At 61.6% G+C, this 14850-nt stretch carries 12 protein-coding genes; 8 read left to right on the top strand and 4 right to left on the bottom strand.

Translation table 11 applies throughout. From position 1 onward, the window contains the following. From nikR to ACQRAJ_RS02510, 6 genes are all read left to right on the top strand, one after another. Positions 1-507, top strand: coding sequence for a nickel-responsive transcriptional regulator NikR (gene nikR / locus ACQRAJ_RS02535; RefSeq protein ID WP_427747650.1), 507 nt, complete (start codon positions 1-3; stop codon positions 505-507). 117 nt (positions 508-624) lie between these two features. Further along, positions 625-3282, top strand: a complete 2658-nt coding sequence (gene hypF / locus ACQRAJ_RS02530; RefSeq protein WP_427747649.1) for a carbamoyltransferase HypF — start codon at positions 625-627, stop codon at positions 3280-3282. A 134-nt stretch (positions 3283-3416) separates the two neighbouring features. Then, entirely contained in the window at positions 3417-3677 is a 261-nt protein-coding gene (locus ACQRAJ_RS02525) for a HypC/HybG/HupF family hydrogenase formation chaperone (protein ID WP_154518167.1), read from the top strand. After that, positions 3677-4792, top strand: a complete 1116-nt coding sequence (gene hypD, locus ACQRAJ_RS02520) for a hydrogenase formation protein HypD (RefSeq protein WP_427747648.1) — start codon at positions 3677-3679, stop codon at positions 4790-4792. The genes ACQRAJ_RS02525 and hypD overlap by 1 nt, the downstream gene beginning before the upstream one ends. An 81-nt stretch (positions 4793-4873) precedes the next feature. Next, a complete protein-coding gene (gene hypE / locus ACQRAJ_RS02515) occupies positions 4874-5908 on the top strand; it encodes a hydrogenase expression/formation protein HypE (RefSeq protein WP_427747647.1) in 1035 nt (344 codons plus the stop codon). Positions 5909-6032: 124 nt separating this feature from the next. Next, positions 6033-6701 carry an HAD family hydrolase gene (locus tag ACQRAJ_RS02510; RefSeq protein ID WP_229770728.1) on the top strand — a complete coding sequence of 223 codons (669 nt, stop codon included), beginning with the start codon at positions 6033-6035 and terminating at the stop codon, positions 6699-6701. Positions 6702-6848: 147 nt separating this feature from the next. Here ACQRAJ_RS02510 and ACQRAJ_RS02505 read toward each other — a convergent pair whose 3' ends face one another. From ACQRAJ_RS02505 to ACQRAJ_RS02490, 4 genes are all read right to left on the bottom strand, one after another. Beyond that, entirely contained in the window at positions 6849-7406 is a 558-nt protein-coding gene (locus ACQRAJ_RS02505) for a hypothetical protein (protein WP_427727307.1), read from the bottom strand. Between the two features lie 233 nt (positions 7407-7639). Beyond that, complete coding sequence (locus ACQRAJ_RS02500; RefSeq protein ID WP_427747646.1) at positions 7640-8176, bottom strand: PTS sugar transporter subunit IIA; 537 nt, start codon at positions 8174-8176, stop codon at positions 7640-7642. A 264-nt stretch (positions 8177-8440) separates the two neighbouring features. After that, positions 8441-9889 carry a glycoside hydrolase family 1 protein gene (locus ACQRAJ_RS02495; protein WP_427747645.1) on the bottom strand — a complete coding sequence of 483 codons (1449 nt, stop codon included), beginning with the start codon at positions 9887-9889 and terminating at the stop codon, positions 8441-8443. Positions 9890-10061: 172 nt separating this feature from the next. Next, positions 10062-11069, bottom strand: a complete 1008-nt coding sequence (locus ACQRAJ_RS02490; RefSeq protein ID WP_427747644.1) for an AraC family transcriptional regulator — start codon at positions 11067-11069, stop codon at positions 10062-10064. 116 nt (positions 11070-11185) lie between these two features. Here ACQRAJ_RS02490 and ACQRAJ_RS02485 point away from each other — a divergent pair, with 116 nt between their 5' ends. Beyond that, the gene (locus ACQRAJ_RS02485) at positions 11186-13756 is read left to right on the top strand and encodes a glycosyl hydrolase (protein WP_427747643.1); all 2571 of its coding nucleotides are present in this window, start codon (positions 11186-11188) and stop codon (positions 13754-13756) included. Between the two features lie 42 nt (positions 13757-13798). Continuing rightward, complete coding sequence (locus tag ACQRAJ_RS02480; RefSeq protein ID WP_427719831.1) at positions 13799-14653, top strand: MurR/RpiR family transcriptional regulator; 855 nt, start codon at positions 13799-13801, stop codon at positions 14651-14653. The last annotated feature ends 197 nt before the right edge of the window (positions 14654-14850 follow it).

Genomic DNA, 14850 nt, shown 5'->3' with positions numbered 1-14850 from the left:
GTGGCCGAGCACGAGCACGCCTGCGAGCACGAGCATCCGCACGGGCCGACCGGCGACGTGGGCTGCCGCCTCAGCGGCTCCGCCTCCGAGCTGGTCCGTTTTTCGGTCACCGCTCCCGACGACCTGTTGCGCCGCTTTGACGAGCAAATCGCGCGCCGCGGCGACGTTGCCAACCGCTCCGAGGCCATGCGGGACCTGATTCGCGCCTCCATTGCCAAGGAGCAGATGCGAACGCCCGACGAGCAGGTCATCGGGTCGCTCACCATGATCTATGACCACCATACCGGCGATCTGACGCGCCGTCTGGACGAGGTGCAGCACGACTACACCGACGAGATTGTCTCGACCATGCACGTGCATCTGGACCACCACAACTGCCTGGAAATTCTGGCGCTCAAGGGTCGCGGCGAGCGTGTCTACGAGCTGGCTGACCGTCTGCTGGGCCTGCGCGGCGTTAAACACGGCGAGCTCACCTGCGCCGCCACCGAGCAGAGCCTGGGGCTGTAGCGGGTCTTTGCGCGGCGCACCTGCCAAAAAGGGACAGGTTTGTTTTGGCAGGTTTAACGTTTTACCTACCAAAATAAACCTGTCCCTTTTTGGCAGGTCTCGATGAAGGAGGGTCGCATGCGACATGCGCATATCCATGTAACGGGCATTGTGCAGGGCGTCGGCATGCGACCGTTTGTGTATCGCGAGGCCATGGCGCACGGCATTTGCGGCTGGGTGCTTAACGCGGGCGATGGCGTGCATATCGAGGCGCACGCTCTAAGCGAGGCGCTCGACGAATTTGTCGCCGCGCTTTCCGAGCATACGCCTGCGGCAGCTCGTGTGGAGCATGTCGAGGTTATGGACCTAGCGCCCGGCGACTGGGACGCCGCCAACGAGCGGGGCTTTCGCATTGTGGCATCGCAGGATCAAACCGCCCACACGACGCTCGTCTCGCCCGACCTCGCCACGTGCGACGACTGCCTGCACGAGCTGTTCGACCCCGCCGACCGACGCTTTCACTATCCCTTTATCAACTGCACCAACTGCGGACCGCGCTTTACCATCATCCGGTCGCTGCCCTATGACCGAGCGGCCACCTCGATGGATTGCTTTCCCATGTGCCCCACCTGTGCCGCAGAGTATGGCGACCCGCTTGACCGGCGGTTTCACGCGCAGCCCGATGCCTGCTTTGATTGCGGGCCGCACATTACGTGGCGCGAGGCCGGCGAAGCCGCCGCGTCGCTGACCGTCGGCACCACGCACGAGGCCAGCGACGCCATTATCGACCGCTGTGTTGAGCTGCTGGCCAACGGCGGTATCGTCGCCATCAAGGGTCTGGGCGGATTTCACTTGGTATGCGACGCCTCCAACGAGAAGACGGTAGCCGAGCTTCGCCGCCGCAAACGCCGCAGCAACAAACCGCTTGCCGTTATGGTGCGCGGCCTTGCCGATACTGAACGCCTGTGCCATGTCAACGACGTTGAGCGCGGCCTGCTGGCCGGCAGCATTCGCCCCATCGTGCTGCTGCGCCGACGTGCCGTTTGCGAGAGCGGCGGCTCCCCCAACGCGCTCGCACCGTCCGTCGCGCACAACCTTCCTGAGCTTGGCGTTATGCTCCCCTATACACCGCTTCAGCATCTGTTGCTTGCCGCGGCAGAAGCCCGCGGTATGCACGCACTCGTCATGACCAGCGGAAACCTGAGCGAAGAACCCATCGAGACCGATGACAACCTTGCATGGGAGCACCTTGTTGCCGCCGGCATCGCTGACGCGCTACTTGGCAACGACCGTGCGATTCTCTCGCGCTACGATGATTCCGTGGTGCGCGTGGTCGGTGGGGTCGCCATGCCCGTTCGCCGCGCTCGCGGATATGCACCCCAGCCGCTGCCGTTGCCGGCGCTCGACGGCGCTCCGTCCTGCGTGCTCGCCTGCGGGCCACAACAAAAGGCCACGATTGCGCTCACGCGTGAAGGGACGAACGGCGAGGCAACCTGTTTTGTGTCGCAGTATATCGGCGATGTTGAAAACGGCGGGGCCTTCGATGCCTGGAACGCCGCGCGCACGCGCTTGGAAGATCTCTTTGACTTGGCGCCCGCCGCCTTGGCCTGCGATCTACACCCCAGCTATCTATCGAGCCAGTGGGCGCGCGAGCAGGCGCGAAAATGCAATCTGCCGCTCGTCGAGGTGCAGCACCATCATGCGCACATCGCGAGCGTAATGGCAGAGGCGATTGCCGCGGGCCAGCTTACAACCGACGCGCGCGTCCTTGGCATCGCCTTTGACGGCACCGGCGCCGGCACCGATGGGACCATTTGGGGCGGCGAGTTTCTTGTTGCCAGCCTTGGCGGCTTTGAGCGCGCCGCGCATTTGCGCACCTGGACGCTCCCCGGCGGGGCGGCCTCCGTGTGCGACGCCCGCCGCAACGCCTTTGCCCTGCTCAGTGAGCTCGGCCTGCTTGAACATCCGGGGGCCGAGCGGCTCTTGGACGGCCTAGACGAGCAAACACGCAGCGTGACGGCAACGATGATCGAGCGGAACATCAACAGCCCACGCACGAGCAGTATGGGGCGTCTCTTTGACGCCGCCGCTGCAGTTTTGGGCATTTGCGGGCAGGCAACCTACGAAGGCGAGCCCGCCATCGAACTCGAAGCCGCCGCCTGGCGCGCGCTCGGCAGCAAAATTACCCATGTTCCCGGCGATAAAGACGGCTGTTCCGCATCTGACCCATTGCGACTGGACAGTTTGTTCAGCTTTGTATTAAAAACGGACCCTCTAACCAACGGTTTTGGCTCAGATTACCCCGAAGAGGGCTCTCCAGGCACCTCATTTGCGGTTAATTCACCCGCCGGATACCCCAAATCAACCCATTCGGGGCCCTCGCAGACGATCTATACCACCCATTACCACTCTAAAAAGTACAAATCTGAACTAACTGTCCAAGCTACCTCGAGCAGGTCTCTCGTCCTGAGCCCCAGCTCACTTTTTGCGGCGCTTTTGGAGGGAACCAGAGCCAGTGTGCCCGCCGACAGGCTCGCACTCGACTTCCATGTCGCCGTCGCGCGCTCCTCGGCACGCATCGCCAGCGAGATCTGCGCGTGCGAGGGCATCGACACCGTCGCGCTCTCGGGCGGCGTGTTCATGAACCGACTTCTGCTCCAGCTCCTCACCCGCGAGCTCAAAAGCGCAGGTCTTACTGTCCTTATCCCCCATACCGTGCCCGTCAATGACGGCTGCATCGCCTACGGTCAGGCGGCGGTCGCAAGCGCTCGTCTTGCGCAGATCGCATCGCAGTAGCTCGCTCTCGCACACCGCTGTGCCCAGCCGTCTCACAGGCGTAACGCGTTTGCCCGCGAACCCCGCGAGCGCTACCATCAACTGATGGATTATCGAGCGCCTATCCAGCGCAAAGCGTCTAAAAGGGGAACAATATGTGCCTTGCCGTCCCCGGTAAAGTAGTCAAACGCGACGACGGCCTCAAGGCTACCGTCGACATGATGGGCATCGAGCGCCCCGTGTCGCTGCGACTCGTGCCAACGGCGCAGGTTGGCGACTATATTCTCGTGCACGCCGGCTTTGGCATCCAGATCGTCGACGAGCAGGAAGCACAAGAAACGCTCGAGCTCGTTAACGCCATGACCGAACTGGCCGAAGAAGACCAACTGGCCAGCAACCCGGCCGAGGCATACTAGTGGCGGCCGAACAGCCGGTGCGCTCCGGTATCGACTTTTCGGCATTTCGCGACCCCAAGCTGGCTCGCGAGCTCATCGAACGCATTCGCGGTCTTGTCGGCGACCGTACCATCAACCTTATGGAAGTCTGCGGCACACACACCGTGAGCATCGGCCGCTATGGCTTTCGCTCCATTATGCCGGCCGGGCTCAAGCTGCTGAGCGGCCCGGGCTGCCCCGTCTGCGTTACCGCCAACCGTGACATCGACCACGCGATCGCGCTCGCCAACATAGACGGCGCCATCATCACCACCTTTGGCGACATGATGCGCGTGCCCGGATCGTCCACCTCGCTCGCTGCGCAAAAGGCGGCAGGGCGCGATATCCGCATCGTCTACTCCCCGCTCGATGCACTCGACATTGCCGAGCAAAACCCCGATCGTCCGGTCATTTTTATGGGCGTGGGCTTTGAGACTACGACGCCCACCATCGCCGCTGCCATCTTGGAGGCCGAGGCGCGCGGGCTTTTGAACTTTTCGGTCTATTGCGCCCACAAGACCACGCTGCCGGCGTTGCGCGCCATCGCCAACGATCCCGAGACCGCCATCGACGGCTTTATCTTGCCGGGCCACGTCGCCACTATCACGGGCTTGGCGCCCTTTAGCTTTTTGGTCGACGAGTTCGATACCCCGGGCGTGGTCACGGGATTTGAACCGGTCGATATCCTGCAAGGCATCTGCATGCTGGTCCAGATGGCTGTCGAGGGCAGGCCCGCGATCGACAACGCCTACCGCCGTGGCGTCAACGCAGACGGCAACCCCGTGGCGCGACAGCTGGTCGAGCAGGTGTTTGAGCCATGCGACACCACATGGCGCGGGCTGGGGCCGATTGCCAACTCGGGCCTTTCCATCCGCCCCGAGTTCTCGCGCTTTGATGCCCGTACCCGCTTTGACGTGCCCGTTGAGGCGACGGTCGAGCCGCGTGGGTGCCGCTGCGGCGACGTGCTGCGCGGGGCCATTACGCCGAGCGGCTGCCCGCTCTTTGGCCGCACCTGCACGCCCGAGCACCCCGTCGGCCCGTGCATGGTGAGCTCCGAAGGCAGCTGCGCGGCGTACTACCGCTACCGCGACTATTAGGTTCCGCCGTTCTAACGAGCGGCGGACTGGTCGACGCTGCGCCTCACCCATATAATTCCACCCACGATTGGAGTTTTGGATATGTCCCATAGCATCACCGATAGCACCGTCCTTTTGGGCCATGGCTCCGGCGGTCAGATGATGAAACGCATCATCGATGAGGTCTTTTTGGATGCCTTTGGGACGCCCGAGTTGCTCGAAGGCAACGACGCCGGCGTCGCCGCGCTGCCCCCGAGCGGGCGCATCGCCATGTCGACCGACAGCTTTGTAGTCTCGCCGCAGTTCTTCCCCGGTGGCAACATCGGCCGTCTCGCCGTGTGCGGAACCGTCAACGATGTCGCGACCTCGGGCGCCAACGTGCGCTACCTATCGTGCGGTTTTATCCTCGAAGAGGGCTATCCCATGGATAAGCTCCGCCAGATTGTGCAGACGATGGCCGAGACGGCGCGCGAGGCGGGCGTAGCGATCATCACCGGCGACACCAAAGTTGTTGAGCGCGGCGGGGCCGACGGCGTCTACATCAATACCGCCGGCGTGGGCGAGGTCCCCACGGGCGTGGCGCTCAGCGGCGCCAACTGCCGCCCCGGCGACGTTATCCTGGTGTCAGGCACACTGGGCGACCACGGGATCGCCATCATGAGCCAACGCGAGGGCCTGGCGTTTTCGAGCACGATCGAAAGCGATGCCGCGCCGCTCAACCACCTGATTGCCGCCGTTTTGGCCGCCGCGCCCGGCACGCGCTGTTTCCGCGACCCCACGCGCGGCGGCCTGGCATCCACACTCAACGAGTTTGCCCAGGCCAGCGGTGTTGCCATGGAGATCGACGAGGATGCCGCGCCCGTGCGCCCCGACGTGCAGGCGGCATGTGAGATGCTCGGCTACGATGTGCTGCAGGTGGCAAACGAGGGCAAGATGGTTGCCGTCGTGCCGGCCGAGCAGGCCGATGCGGCTCTAGCCGCCATGCGCGCCGCCCGCTACGGCGAGAATGCCGCGATCATCGGCCGCGTGCTGCCACTTGCCGAGGGCTCCCGTCCCGCCGTGCGCGTGCGCACCGGCTGGGGCTCGACCCGCATCCTCGACATGCTCGTGGGAGAGCAGCTGCCGAGAATTTGCTAGGGCGGAATCGCACGGTCGGCGTGATGTCACCTGATATCCCTGGAGATGTTCAGATTCCAAGCACACCCAACGCGTAAGCCCAGTATTATGGGGTGCGTTTTGAAACCCAATGACGGGAGCTTTCATGGCAGCAGCTTTTTCCCATGTGATCTTCGATCTGGACGGCACCATCCTCAACACGCTCGAGGACCTGGCAGCCGCCGGCAACCATACCTGCGAGGCGCACGGCTGGCCCACATTTGCCGTTGACGAGTATCGCTACAAGGTGGGAAACGGCATGCTCAAGCTGGTTGAGCGCTTTATGCCCGCCGAGTACGCGGGCGACGGCCGTATGTTTGAGCAGACGCTTGCCGAGTTTAGGGCTTATTACGGCGAGCACAAGGAGGACCACACCGCCCCCTATGCCGGCACGATCGAGATGCTCGACCGCTTGCGTGCCGCGGGTGTGCAGCTTGCCGTGCTCACTAACAAGGACCACGTCTCGGCGGCCCCGCTTATCGAGAAGTATTTTGGTTCCGAGCGCTTTGCGCTGGTACAGGGCCGTGTCGATGCGTTTCCGCCCAAGCCTGAGGCACCCGTCACGCTGCATGTGATGGAAGAGCTGGGCGCCGACCCGGCGACCACGCTCTATGTGGGCGATTCCAATGTCGATATCCTGACCGGCCACAACGCCGGCCTTAAGAGCGCAGGCGTCAGCTGGGGCTTCCGCGGCCGCGCAGAGCTGGAAGCCGCCGGCGCCGACTACGTGGTGGACAGCCAGGCAGAGCTCGCGGCGCTGGTGCTGGGCGAGTAGCGAGCGGGCACCAGAGCGAACAAATTGGCATGAAAAGAGGACGGCATAGACCTTCTGGTCATGCCGTCCTCTTTGAATGACAAGTTGTCGCTCTGGTGCCCACGCAGCGTCGAGCAGTTGCGGCGTTTGGTAAAACGCCGCAACGAACTAGTTCATCATCGCATTCATCATCTCGGTGGTTGCGGAATCGTCGGCAGACCACTCGTTATCCTCGTTGGCGGAATACTTAAAGGTGACCTTGGTGTCCTTGGTCTCAGCGGCCTTGGTCACGTCGACCATCACCTGGCCGGCCATCTTGTACAGCTCGTCCTCGGAAGGCATCGTATCGAGTGCGGCGATTTTCTCCTGATACTGGGTGGCGAAATCTTCGACGATCTTGTTCATGGACTTGCAGGTGATGGTGACCTCGGCGGTCGCGGTGCCCTTGTCCTCATCGACCGTCACATCACCGATCTTGTAATCAAAACCCTCGAGATAGCTCTTGGCATACTCCTTGGGATCGATGCCCAGCTGCTCAAACTCGTCGCCCGAAGCCTCTTCCAGGCCGGAGAGGAAATCATCGCCGCCGTTCTTGATCTCGTCAAACTGACTCGTAAGGTCGTTGGTGATGAGCTCCTCCACCGAAGGCCCTCCGCAGCCGGAAAGCAAAACCACGCACGCGACCAGGGCAGCCATCAGGGGCGCAAGCAGCAGCTTCTTTTTCATGACATTCCTCCAAACAAGCGGCGCTGCGTTTCCCGCGCAGCGCACGTCGTAACAGTAGGTCCATATTAGCGGCTCCGTTCAACCCCCTACGTCGCAAAAGCGTGGGCGGCTCAATTTGACGAGTGAATGGTCCATAAAGCAAGCCCCCTGCAATAAAATGCGCCTACTCGGCCTATTAAAAAAGGGTGGCCGGATAACCCGACCACCCTTGTGCATCTTCTGGATGCCGCAGACTACTTGCGGACGACCTTAACGATGGCGTCACCGGCGGCGACGGCAGACTCGGCCTCGACGGCGAGCTCGACATCGGCAAACTCGGCGGTGTTGGACACGGCCACGACGACGCAGTCCTTGTAACCGGCGGCAGCGATCTTGGTACGGTCGATCTTGAGCAAGGGCTGGCCGGCCTTCACGACGTCGTCGGCCTTGACGAAGCCCTCGAAGCCGTCGCCATTCATGTTGACGGTATCGACGCCAACGTGCACCAGAACCTCGATGCCGCTATCGGACTGCAGGCCCACGGCGTGACCCATGGTGACGGTCACCTTGCCGTCGCAGGGAGCGTAGACCAGGTCGTCCTCGGGCCACACGGCGCAGCCCTTGCCCAAAACCTCGCCAGCAAAGACGGGGTCGGGCACGTCGGCCATCTTGATGACCTTGCCCTTGACGGGCGAACACAGCACGTCGGCGCCGGCAGAAGCAGAAATGGAGGCCGGAGCAGCGGCAGCCACGGGCTCAGCCTTCTTCTTGAACATATCAAACAGACCCATACGTTTTCTCCTCTTGATTAAGCGCAACGTTATGCGCATACCTATGGTGATTATAGTGCCAAATGGCCAAAATGCTAAGGCGAGGGCCCGAATCACAAGCCCTTCCAAGCCCTTCCAAAACCCTTTCCCCAGTGGCACTCATATTGTCGATTAAGCCTCGATAAGCCCCAGGTGAACAAAAGCGTTCCAGATGCCGTCGTCATCGACGTCGGTGGCCACGTAGTCGGCGGCCGGTCCGGCGTTCGGCGGAACGCCGGAGCTCAATTATTCCAAGCCCTCGGTGCCGTTGGACTTGATGATCTTCTGGTATGCGAAGAAGCTGTCCTTGCGGCGGCGCTCGTAGGTACCGGTACCGTCGTCGTACTTATCGACGTGGATGAAGCCGTAGCGCTTGCGCATCTCGCCAGTGCCGGCGGAAACCAGGTCGATGGGACCCCACCAGGTGTAGGCTATCAGGTCAACGCCATCGGCAATGGCCTCGCCCATGGCCTTGATGTGGCTCTGCAGGTAGGCGATGCGATACGGGTCATGGATGGAGCCGTCCTCCTCGACCTCGTCGTAGGCGCCCATGCCGTTCTCGACCACCATCAGCGGAATCTCGTAGCGGGCGTAAATCTCGTTGAGGGCGATACGCAGGCCCAGCGGATCGATCTGCCAGCCCCAGTCGGTGGACTCCAGATAGGGATTCTTACCGCCAAAGGTCATGTTGCCCTCGGTCATCTCGTGATCCTTGTGGGTGCCCACGGTGCCGGACATGTAGTAGCTAAAGGTGTAGAAATCAACCTTGCCGTCGGCGATATCCTGCAGGTCGCCATCCTCCATCACGAGCTCGACATCGTTCTCGGCCCAGAAGCGCTTGGCATAGAACGGGTACTTGCCGCGCACCTGCACGTCGGAGCAGTACCAGTTCATGGTATTCATCTCCTGCTGCGTGGCGAACACGTCGGCCGGATCGCACGTGGCGGCATAGGAAAGGATGAAGCAGTCCATGTTGCCCATCTTAAACTGCGGGTAATGCTCATGGGCATAGCGCACGACGCGGCCGCTGGCGACAAACTGGTGATGCAGCGCCTGCATACGAGCCTGCGGCGTGGTGTGGACCGCCGACGCCGGACCCTCAAAGCCCTGAATCATGCTGGTCTCAAAGAGGTTGCCCATGTCCTGAGTACCGCAGTTGATCTCGTTGAAGGTGAGCCAGAACTTGACCTTGTCCTGATAGCGGTCGAAGACGGTCTGGCAGTACTTCTCAAAGAAGCCGATGAGCTCGCGGCTCGCCCAGCCGTTGTATTTCTCGACCAGGTGATAGGGCATCTCGTAGTGCGAGAGGGTCACGAGCGGCTCGATATTGTGGGCGCGCAGGCAGTCGAAGACGCGGTCGTAGAAGGCGAGGCCGGCCTCGTTGGGCTCAGCGTCGTCGCCGTTGGGGAAGATACGGCTCCAAGAGATGGACATGCGGAACATATTGAAGCCCATCTCGGCGAACAGCGCGATATCCTCCTCGTAGTGGTGGTAGAAATCGATACCGTCATGATTGGGGTAGAAGCGGTTGGGGTCGATGTCGGTCGTAATCTGACGCGGCTCCTTGTAGCTGCCGCCCAAGAAATGGTCGTCGACGGAAGGACCGCGGCCGTCCACGTTCCAAGCGCCCTCAAACTGGTTGGCGGCGGTGGCGCCACCCCAATAGAAACCCTCGGGGAACTTGATGTTTGCCATGAGCATCTCCTTTGCATCGCGGATCGATGAGCTGAGTATCGCCCACGCGCGGGACGGGCAGAAGCGGTCGCACCAAACCCGATACTTCTTTTCGCCCTTGCGCCCCGTCACCGCCCCGCCCCTGACACTTCCTGACACCTGCCAAAAAGGGACAGGTTTATTTTGGCAGGTTTTATCTGGGCAAACGCCGGCGGTAGACGGCCGGCGTGCAGCCATAGCGCTCGGCAAACTTTTTGTAGAAGAAGCTCATGTTGGCGTAGCCTGCCTCGCGCGCCGCGGTTTCGGCAGTGGCGCCGGCGTCGAGCAATGTTGCCGCGCGTGCCAGGCGGCTCTCCTGCACGAGCTGCATAAACGTGCGGCCCGTCTGCCGTTTGAGCAGCGCGCTTGCGTAGTTGGGACTCAGATGCAGGTGGCGAGCTACGTCCTCGAGCGTACAATCGCAGGCATGGCGCTCGATGTAGCTCACGGCGGCCGCGACCTGCGCCGAAGGCAGCGTGGGCATGTCCGCCTGCAGCAGCGATGTCTCATAGCTTTGCATAAGTTCGACCAGCAGCAACTCAAACAGCCTCGACACGATCTGGGGACTCGCCGCCGTCGGCTCCAGAAGTTCGCACAGCATCTCCTGCATATATCGGCGCACGCGGCGGCTGTTGCCCGTGCGGAAATGCACATGACCGCGGTGGTCGGTTTCGTCATTGAGGGCATTAATAAGGAACTGCGAGACGGCGCTTGACGGCGACAGGCTCTGCTCTAGGCTGCGGTGCAACATCACCCGCGAGATGACGATGCTCAGCATAATGTCATGCTCGCCGAGCTCGCCTACGGCATGCGGACAGGCCGCGTCGAGCAAGAGCACCTCGTTTTGGGCAAGCGTGAGCCGTGCGCCGTTGACGACCTGCGGCGCATGCCCTCGATAGACATAGCTGATTTCGACATAATTGTGCACATGCTCCGGCACGGGGTTAAAGCGCGAGTTGCGCACGATTGACAGGCCCTCAGGCATGCCTTCTTGGTGCAGGGCTCGCGTCGGGTCACCGATTTCATGGATATGTTTTTCACCGATATTCTGCTGATGACCCGAGCTGAACGCATCGTTCCAGTCATAGCGGGTGCCTGCGCAGTAAGCGCGCTCGCTGTCGGTCAGCTTGAGCAAAAGATTGTCCAAACGCGCGATATCCATAGCGCCACCATCATTGATTTGGTCATATTCTGCCGTGGTTTTGATATTAGCAGGAGTGTGCGCGCGACGTACTCTGACTTCAATCGATTTAAAAGGTTTGTTTTAGAGGAGTGGATATGGCGGCATACGACAACCATGTGCTTCCGTTCTTGTGGCTCAAGGGCGAGGCGCGCGAGACGATTACCGAATACTTAGAGCAGATTGCCGGGGCGGACATCCACGAGGTCTGCCTCGAATCGCGCACGCATCCCGAGTTTTGTCGCGACGGCTGGTGGTCCGACCTGCGTTTTATCATTGGCGAGTGCAAGCGCCTGGACTTGAAGATCTGGCTGCTCGATGATGCCCACTTTCCCACGGGCTACGCCAACGGCGCGCTTGCAGGCGAGGATGTAGACCCCGCGCTCAAAAAGACCGTGCTTAAGCATCACACGGTAACGGTCGTCGGTCCCCAGCCGTCCACGACCATTAAGCTCGGCAATCTTATGGATCCCACGGAGCGCTTTGTGGGCACGGCGACTTTCGACGCCGCCGGTGCACCGCTCGACCTTGAGCTCGCCGTTGAACAGACCGAGGACGGCACTCCCGTCCGCCTGCGCTTTGACGCTCCTGCCGGCATCACCACCCTCGAGCTCTATGTCACCAGCCAAAAGACCGGCTTTCGCGATGAGTACATCAACATGGTCGACGCCGATTCGTGCCGTATGCTCATCAACGCCGTCTACGAACCCACGTTTGAACATCTGGGCGACGAGTTCGGCAAGACCATTCTGGGCTTCTTTACCGATGAACCGGGCTTTATGAACGAGAAGGGTGCGACCCTCGAAGACGCTTCCACCAGCAGCTTTATTGGACGCGGCGATATGTCACTGCCCTGGTCGGATGAACTTGCCCGCCGCTTGCACGAGGAGTTGAGCGCGAGCTGGCTTGCCGAGCTCCGCGGCCTTTGGACGCGCGACCCCGCCGGCGCTCGGGTCCGCCACACCTACATGGACATCGCCACGCAACTCTACCGCGCGTGCTTTGACGAGCAGATTGGTGACTGGTGCCGCAAGCGCGGCGTCATGCACATCGGACATGTGATTGAGGACAAGAGTTGCCACACGCGCCTGGGCCAGGGCGCCGGACACTACTTCCGCGCGGTCGCCGGGCAGGATATGGCGGGCATCGACGTTGTCATCAACCAGCTTGCCCCCAGCGTCGACCACGGACGTTACAGCTACTTCCACGGCGCGTGGAACATGGAGTTCTTTACCTACGCGCTCGCCAAGTTGGGCTCTTCGGCCGCACGCCTCGACCCCAAAAAGCAGGGGCGCTGCATGGCCGAGGTCTTTGGCGCCTTCGGCTGGCACGAGGGCTTGCGCGAGATGAAATGGATCGCCGACCACATGCTCGTCCGCGGTATTAACTGGTTTACGCCGCACGCGTTTAGCATGGCGCCCTTCCCCGATTGGGACTGCCCGCCGCACTTTTACGCACACGGCAACAATCCGCAATGGCCGCACTTTGGCCAGCTCATGAGCTATATGAACCGTACGGCAACGCTGCTTTCAGGAGGCTATGCCATGCGCCCCGTTGCCATCCTGTACCATGCCGATGCCGAATGGGCCGGCAACGCCATGCCTATCGAGCGCGTGGCGGCAGAGCTCACGCGCGCGCAGATCGACTTTGATTTTGTGCCCGCCGAGGCTTTTGAGGATGAGGACCGTTACGAGGTTTCGATTGCCGACGGATTACTTACCGTAAACGATTGTCGTTACCAGGCGTTTGTTATGCCAGGAGCTTCATTTATTGGCGCTGCGACGGCGGAGGCAGTGAGACGCATGGCGGATGCAGGCGTTATGGTGCTTGCCGTCGACGAGGTGCCCGGCACATTCTACGATACCGATGGCGCGGTCGAGCTGGGAGGGCTCGTCGCAACGCCGCTGGCCGATGTCGCCCGCGCGCTTGCAAGCGCGGGACTGCAGACCGTTGTGCCTGACACACCGCAGCCTTGGCTACGCGCACTTCGCTACGAGCGGGTGGGCGAGACCTACGTTATGCTCGTCAACGAACACCCACGCGAGCGTATCGACTGCACGGTTGCACTTGCGACAGGCGAGCGCCTTTGCGGCACGCGGCTCGACCTGCTAAACGGCGCCGGGCCCGTTGCGTTTGACGGTGCGTTGGAGCTCGCACCCTTCGAGAGCTGCATCGTTGTTTTGGAAACGAGCAGCAAGAATGCGCCTGGAGACGGCGCAATCGACGCTGACACGTCGCTCGGCCTGCGCATCGAAGGCCCATGGACCGTCGCCCTCTCTCCTGCCGGCAGCAATGGCGCCTTTGGTGAATCACAAAAGCTCAAGCACCTGTGCGACCTTACAGCCGATCTGTTCACCGGCACCTGCGGTACCTACCGATATCATGCGTCGTTTGAGCTGGCCAACGATTGCACCGACGCCACAATCGACCTGGGAGACGTCTACGAAACCGCGACGCTCACGCTCGATGGACGCCCGCTCGGCACACGCATCTGCCCGCCCTATCGTTTTGCCGCCGGCGCACTTTCCGCCGGTGCGCATGAGCTCACGATCGACGTCATCAACACGCTCGACCATGCGATCCCCGACATTTTCGCCCTCACCGAGCCCGTCGCCCCCAGCGGCATCCTCGGCCCCGTTACCCTTTGCGGGCAAAACCTGCCAAAATAAACCTGTCCCTTTTTGGCAGGTTTGGCGAGTGTGGGAGTTCGCATGGATATCAAACGCAAGATCACCGAGGCGCAGGGCCTCACCCCCACCGAGCAACAGCTCGGCATTGCAGCCCTTGCCATCGGTCAGGACATCCGCGGACTTTCTATTAAGGAATTTGCCGCGCGCACCAACGTTTCGGTCGCGAGCGTGCATCGTTTTTGCAAAAAGCTCGGCCTCGAGGGCTTCAAGGATCTCAAGGTCGAGCTTATTCGCTTGGCAACCGAGGCGGGAAACCGCCGCGACGTGGACATCAACTTTCCCTTTGATGCTACGTCCAGCCCCGCGCAGGTCATGGAGCGCATGGAGGGGCTCTACCAGACCACGCTGGCCGAAACGCAGGAGCTGCTCGACCCCACGCAGCTCGACCACGCCGCCAAGCTCATCGCGAACGCCCGACAGGTCGACATCTACACGGGCTCGCACAACCTCTATCCAGCGGGAATGTTCCGCGACCGCCTGCTCTCTGCCGGTAAAAGCGCGACGTGCCACAACGGTGTCGAGGCCCAGGTGCGAACGGCGCTCGCCTCGGATCCCGACCATGCGGCAATCGTCATCTCCTACAGCGGCCTTGCCCCCAACCTCAAGGACATCTTGCCGATCCTCAGCAGTCGGCATGTCCCGGTCATCGTCATCGGCACGCCTTATTGCGCTCGCATTCACCCCGGCTTTGCCGCCTACCTTACGGTGAGTGACCACGAGAGCATGACGCATCGCATCACGCAGTTCGCCAGCCACATCGCCGTGCAATACGTGCTCGATTCGCTCTACAGCAGCTACTTCGCCAAAGACTACGCCCGCTGCTCCGAATTCCTGGAGCGTTCGTTCCCCTATACTCGCCTGCCCGGGCTTAAGTAGTCGTTTAAGAACGTCCCCAATGACTACTCTGGCAACGGCAGCGAGCGGGCCGCATCCGGAGCAAGACAGCGCCGCAAGTAGAGGACGGACAGCGAGCGACGTCCAGGGCGAACAAGTTGGCATGAAAAAGGCGAGGCATTGACCTTCTGGTCATGCCTCGCCTTTTGAATGACAAATTGTCGCTCTGGGCAGCGCGC

The organism is Collinsella sp. SGI.184 (genome assembly GCF_050313415.1).
Lineage (GTDB): Bacteria > Actinomycetota > Coriobacteriia > Coriobacteriales > Coriobacteriaceae > Collinsella.
The sequence above is the reverse complement of the archived record's forward strand: the minus strand, read 5'-3'. Positions and strand labels throughout refer to the sequence as shown.

Bases quoted from the DNA above. Each gene is read 5' to 3' on its own strand.
- hypF (WP_427747649.1), top strand. From the start codon at position 625: ATGCGACATGCGCATATCCATGTAACGGGCATTGTGCAGGGCGTCGGC.
- ACQRAJ_RS02525 (WP_154518167.1), top strand. From the start codon at position 3,417: ATGTGCCTTGCCGTCCCCGGTAAAGTAGTCAAACGCGACGACGGCCTC.
- hypE (WP_427747647.1), top strand. From the start codon at position 4,874: ATGTCCCATAGCATCACCGATAGCACCGTCCTTTTGGGCCATGGCTCC.
- ACQRAJ_RS02510 (WP_229770728.1), top strand. From the start codon at position 6,033: ATGGCAGCAGCTTTTTCCCATGTGATCTTCGATCTGGACGGCACCATC.
- ACQRAJ_RS02505 (WP_427727307.1), bottom strand. From the start codon at position 7,406: ATGAAAAAGAAGCTGCTGCTTGCGCCCCTGATGGCTGCCCTGGTCGCG.
- ACQRAJ_RS02500 (WP_427747646.1), bottom strand. From the start codon at position 8,176: ATGGGTCTGTTTGATATGTTCAAGAAGAAGGCTGAGCCCGTGGCTGCC.
- ACQRAJ_RS02495 (WP_427747645.1), bottom strand. From the start codon at position 9,889: ATGGCAAACATCAAGTTCCCCGAGGGTTTCTATTGGGGTGGCGCCACC.
- ACQRAJ_RS02490 (WP_427747644.1), bottom strand. From the start codon at position 11,069: ATGGATATCGCGCGTTTGGACAATCTTTTGCTCAAGCTGACCGACAGC.
- ACQRAJ_RS02485 (WP_427747643.1), top strand. From the start codon at position 11,186: ATGGCGGCATACGACAACCATGTGCTTCCGTTCTTGTGGCTCAAGGGC.
- ACQRAJ_RS02480 (WP_427719831.1), top strand. From the start codon at position 13,799: ATGGATATCAAACGCAAGATCACCGAGGCGCAGGGCCTCACCCCCACC.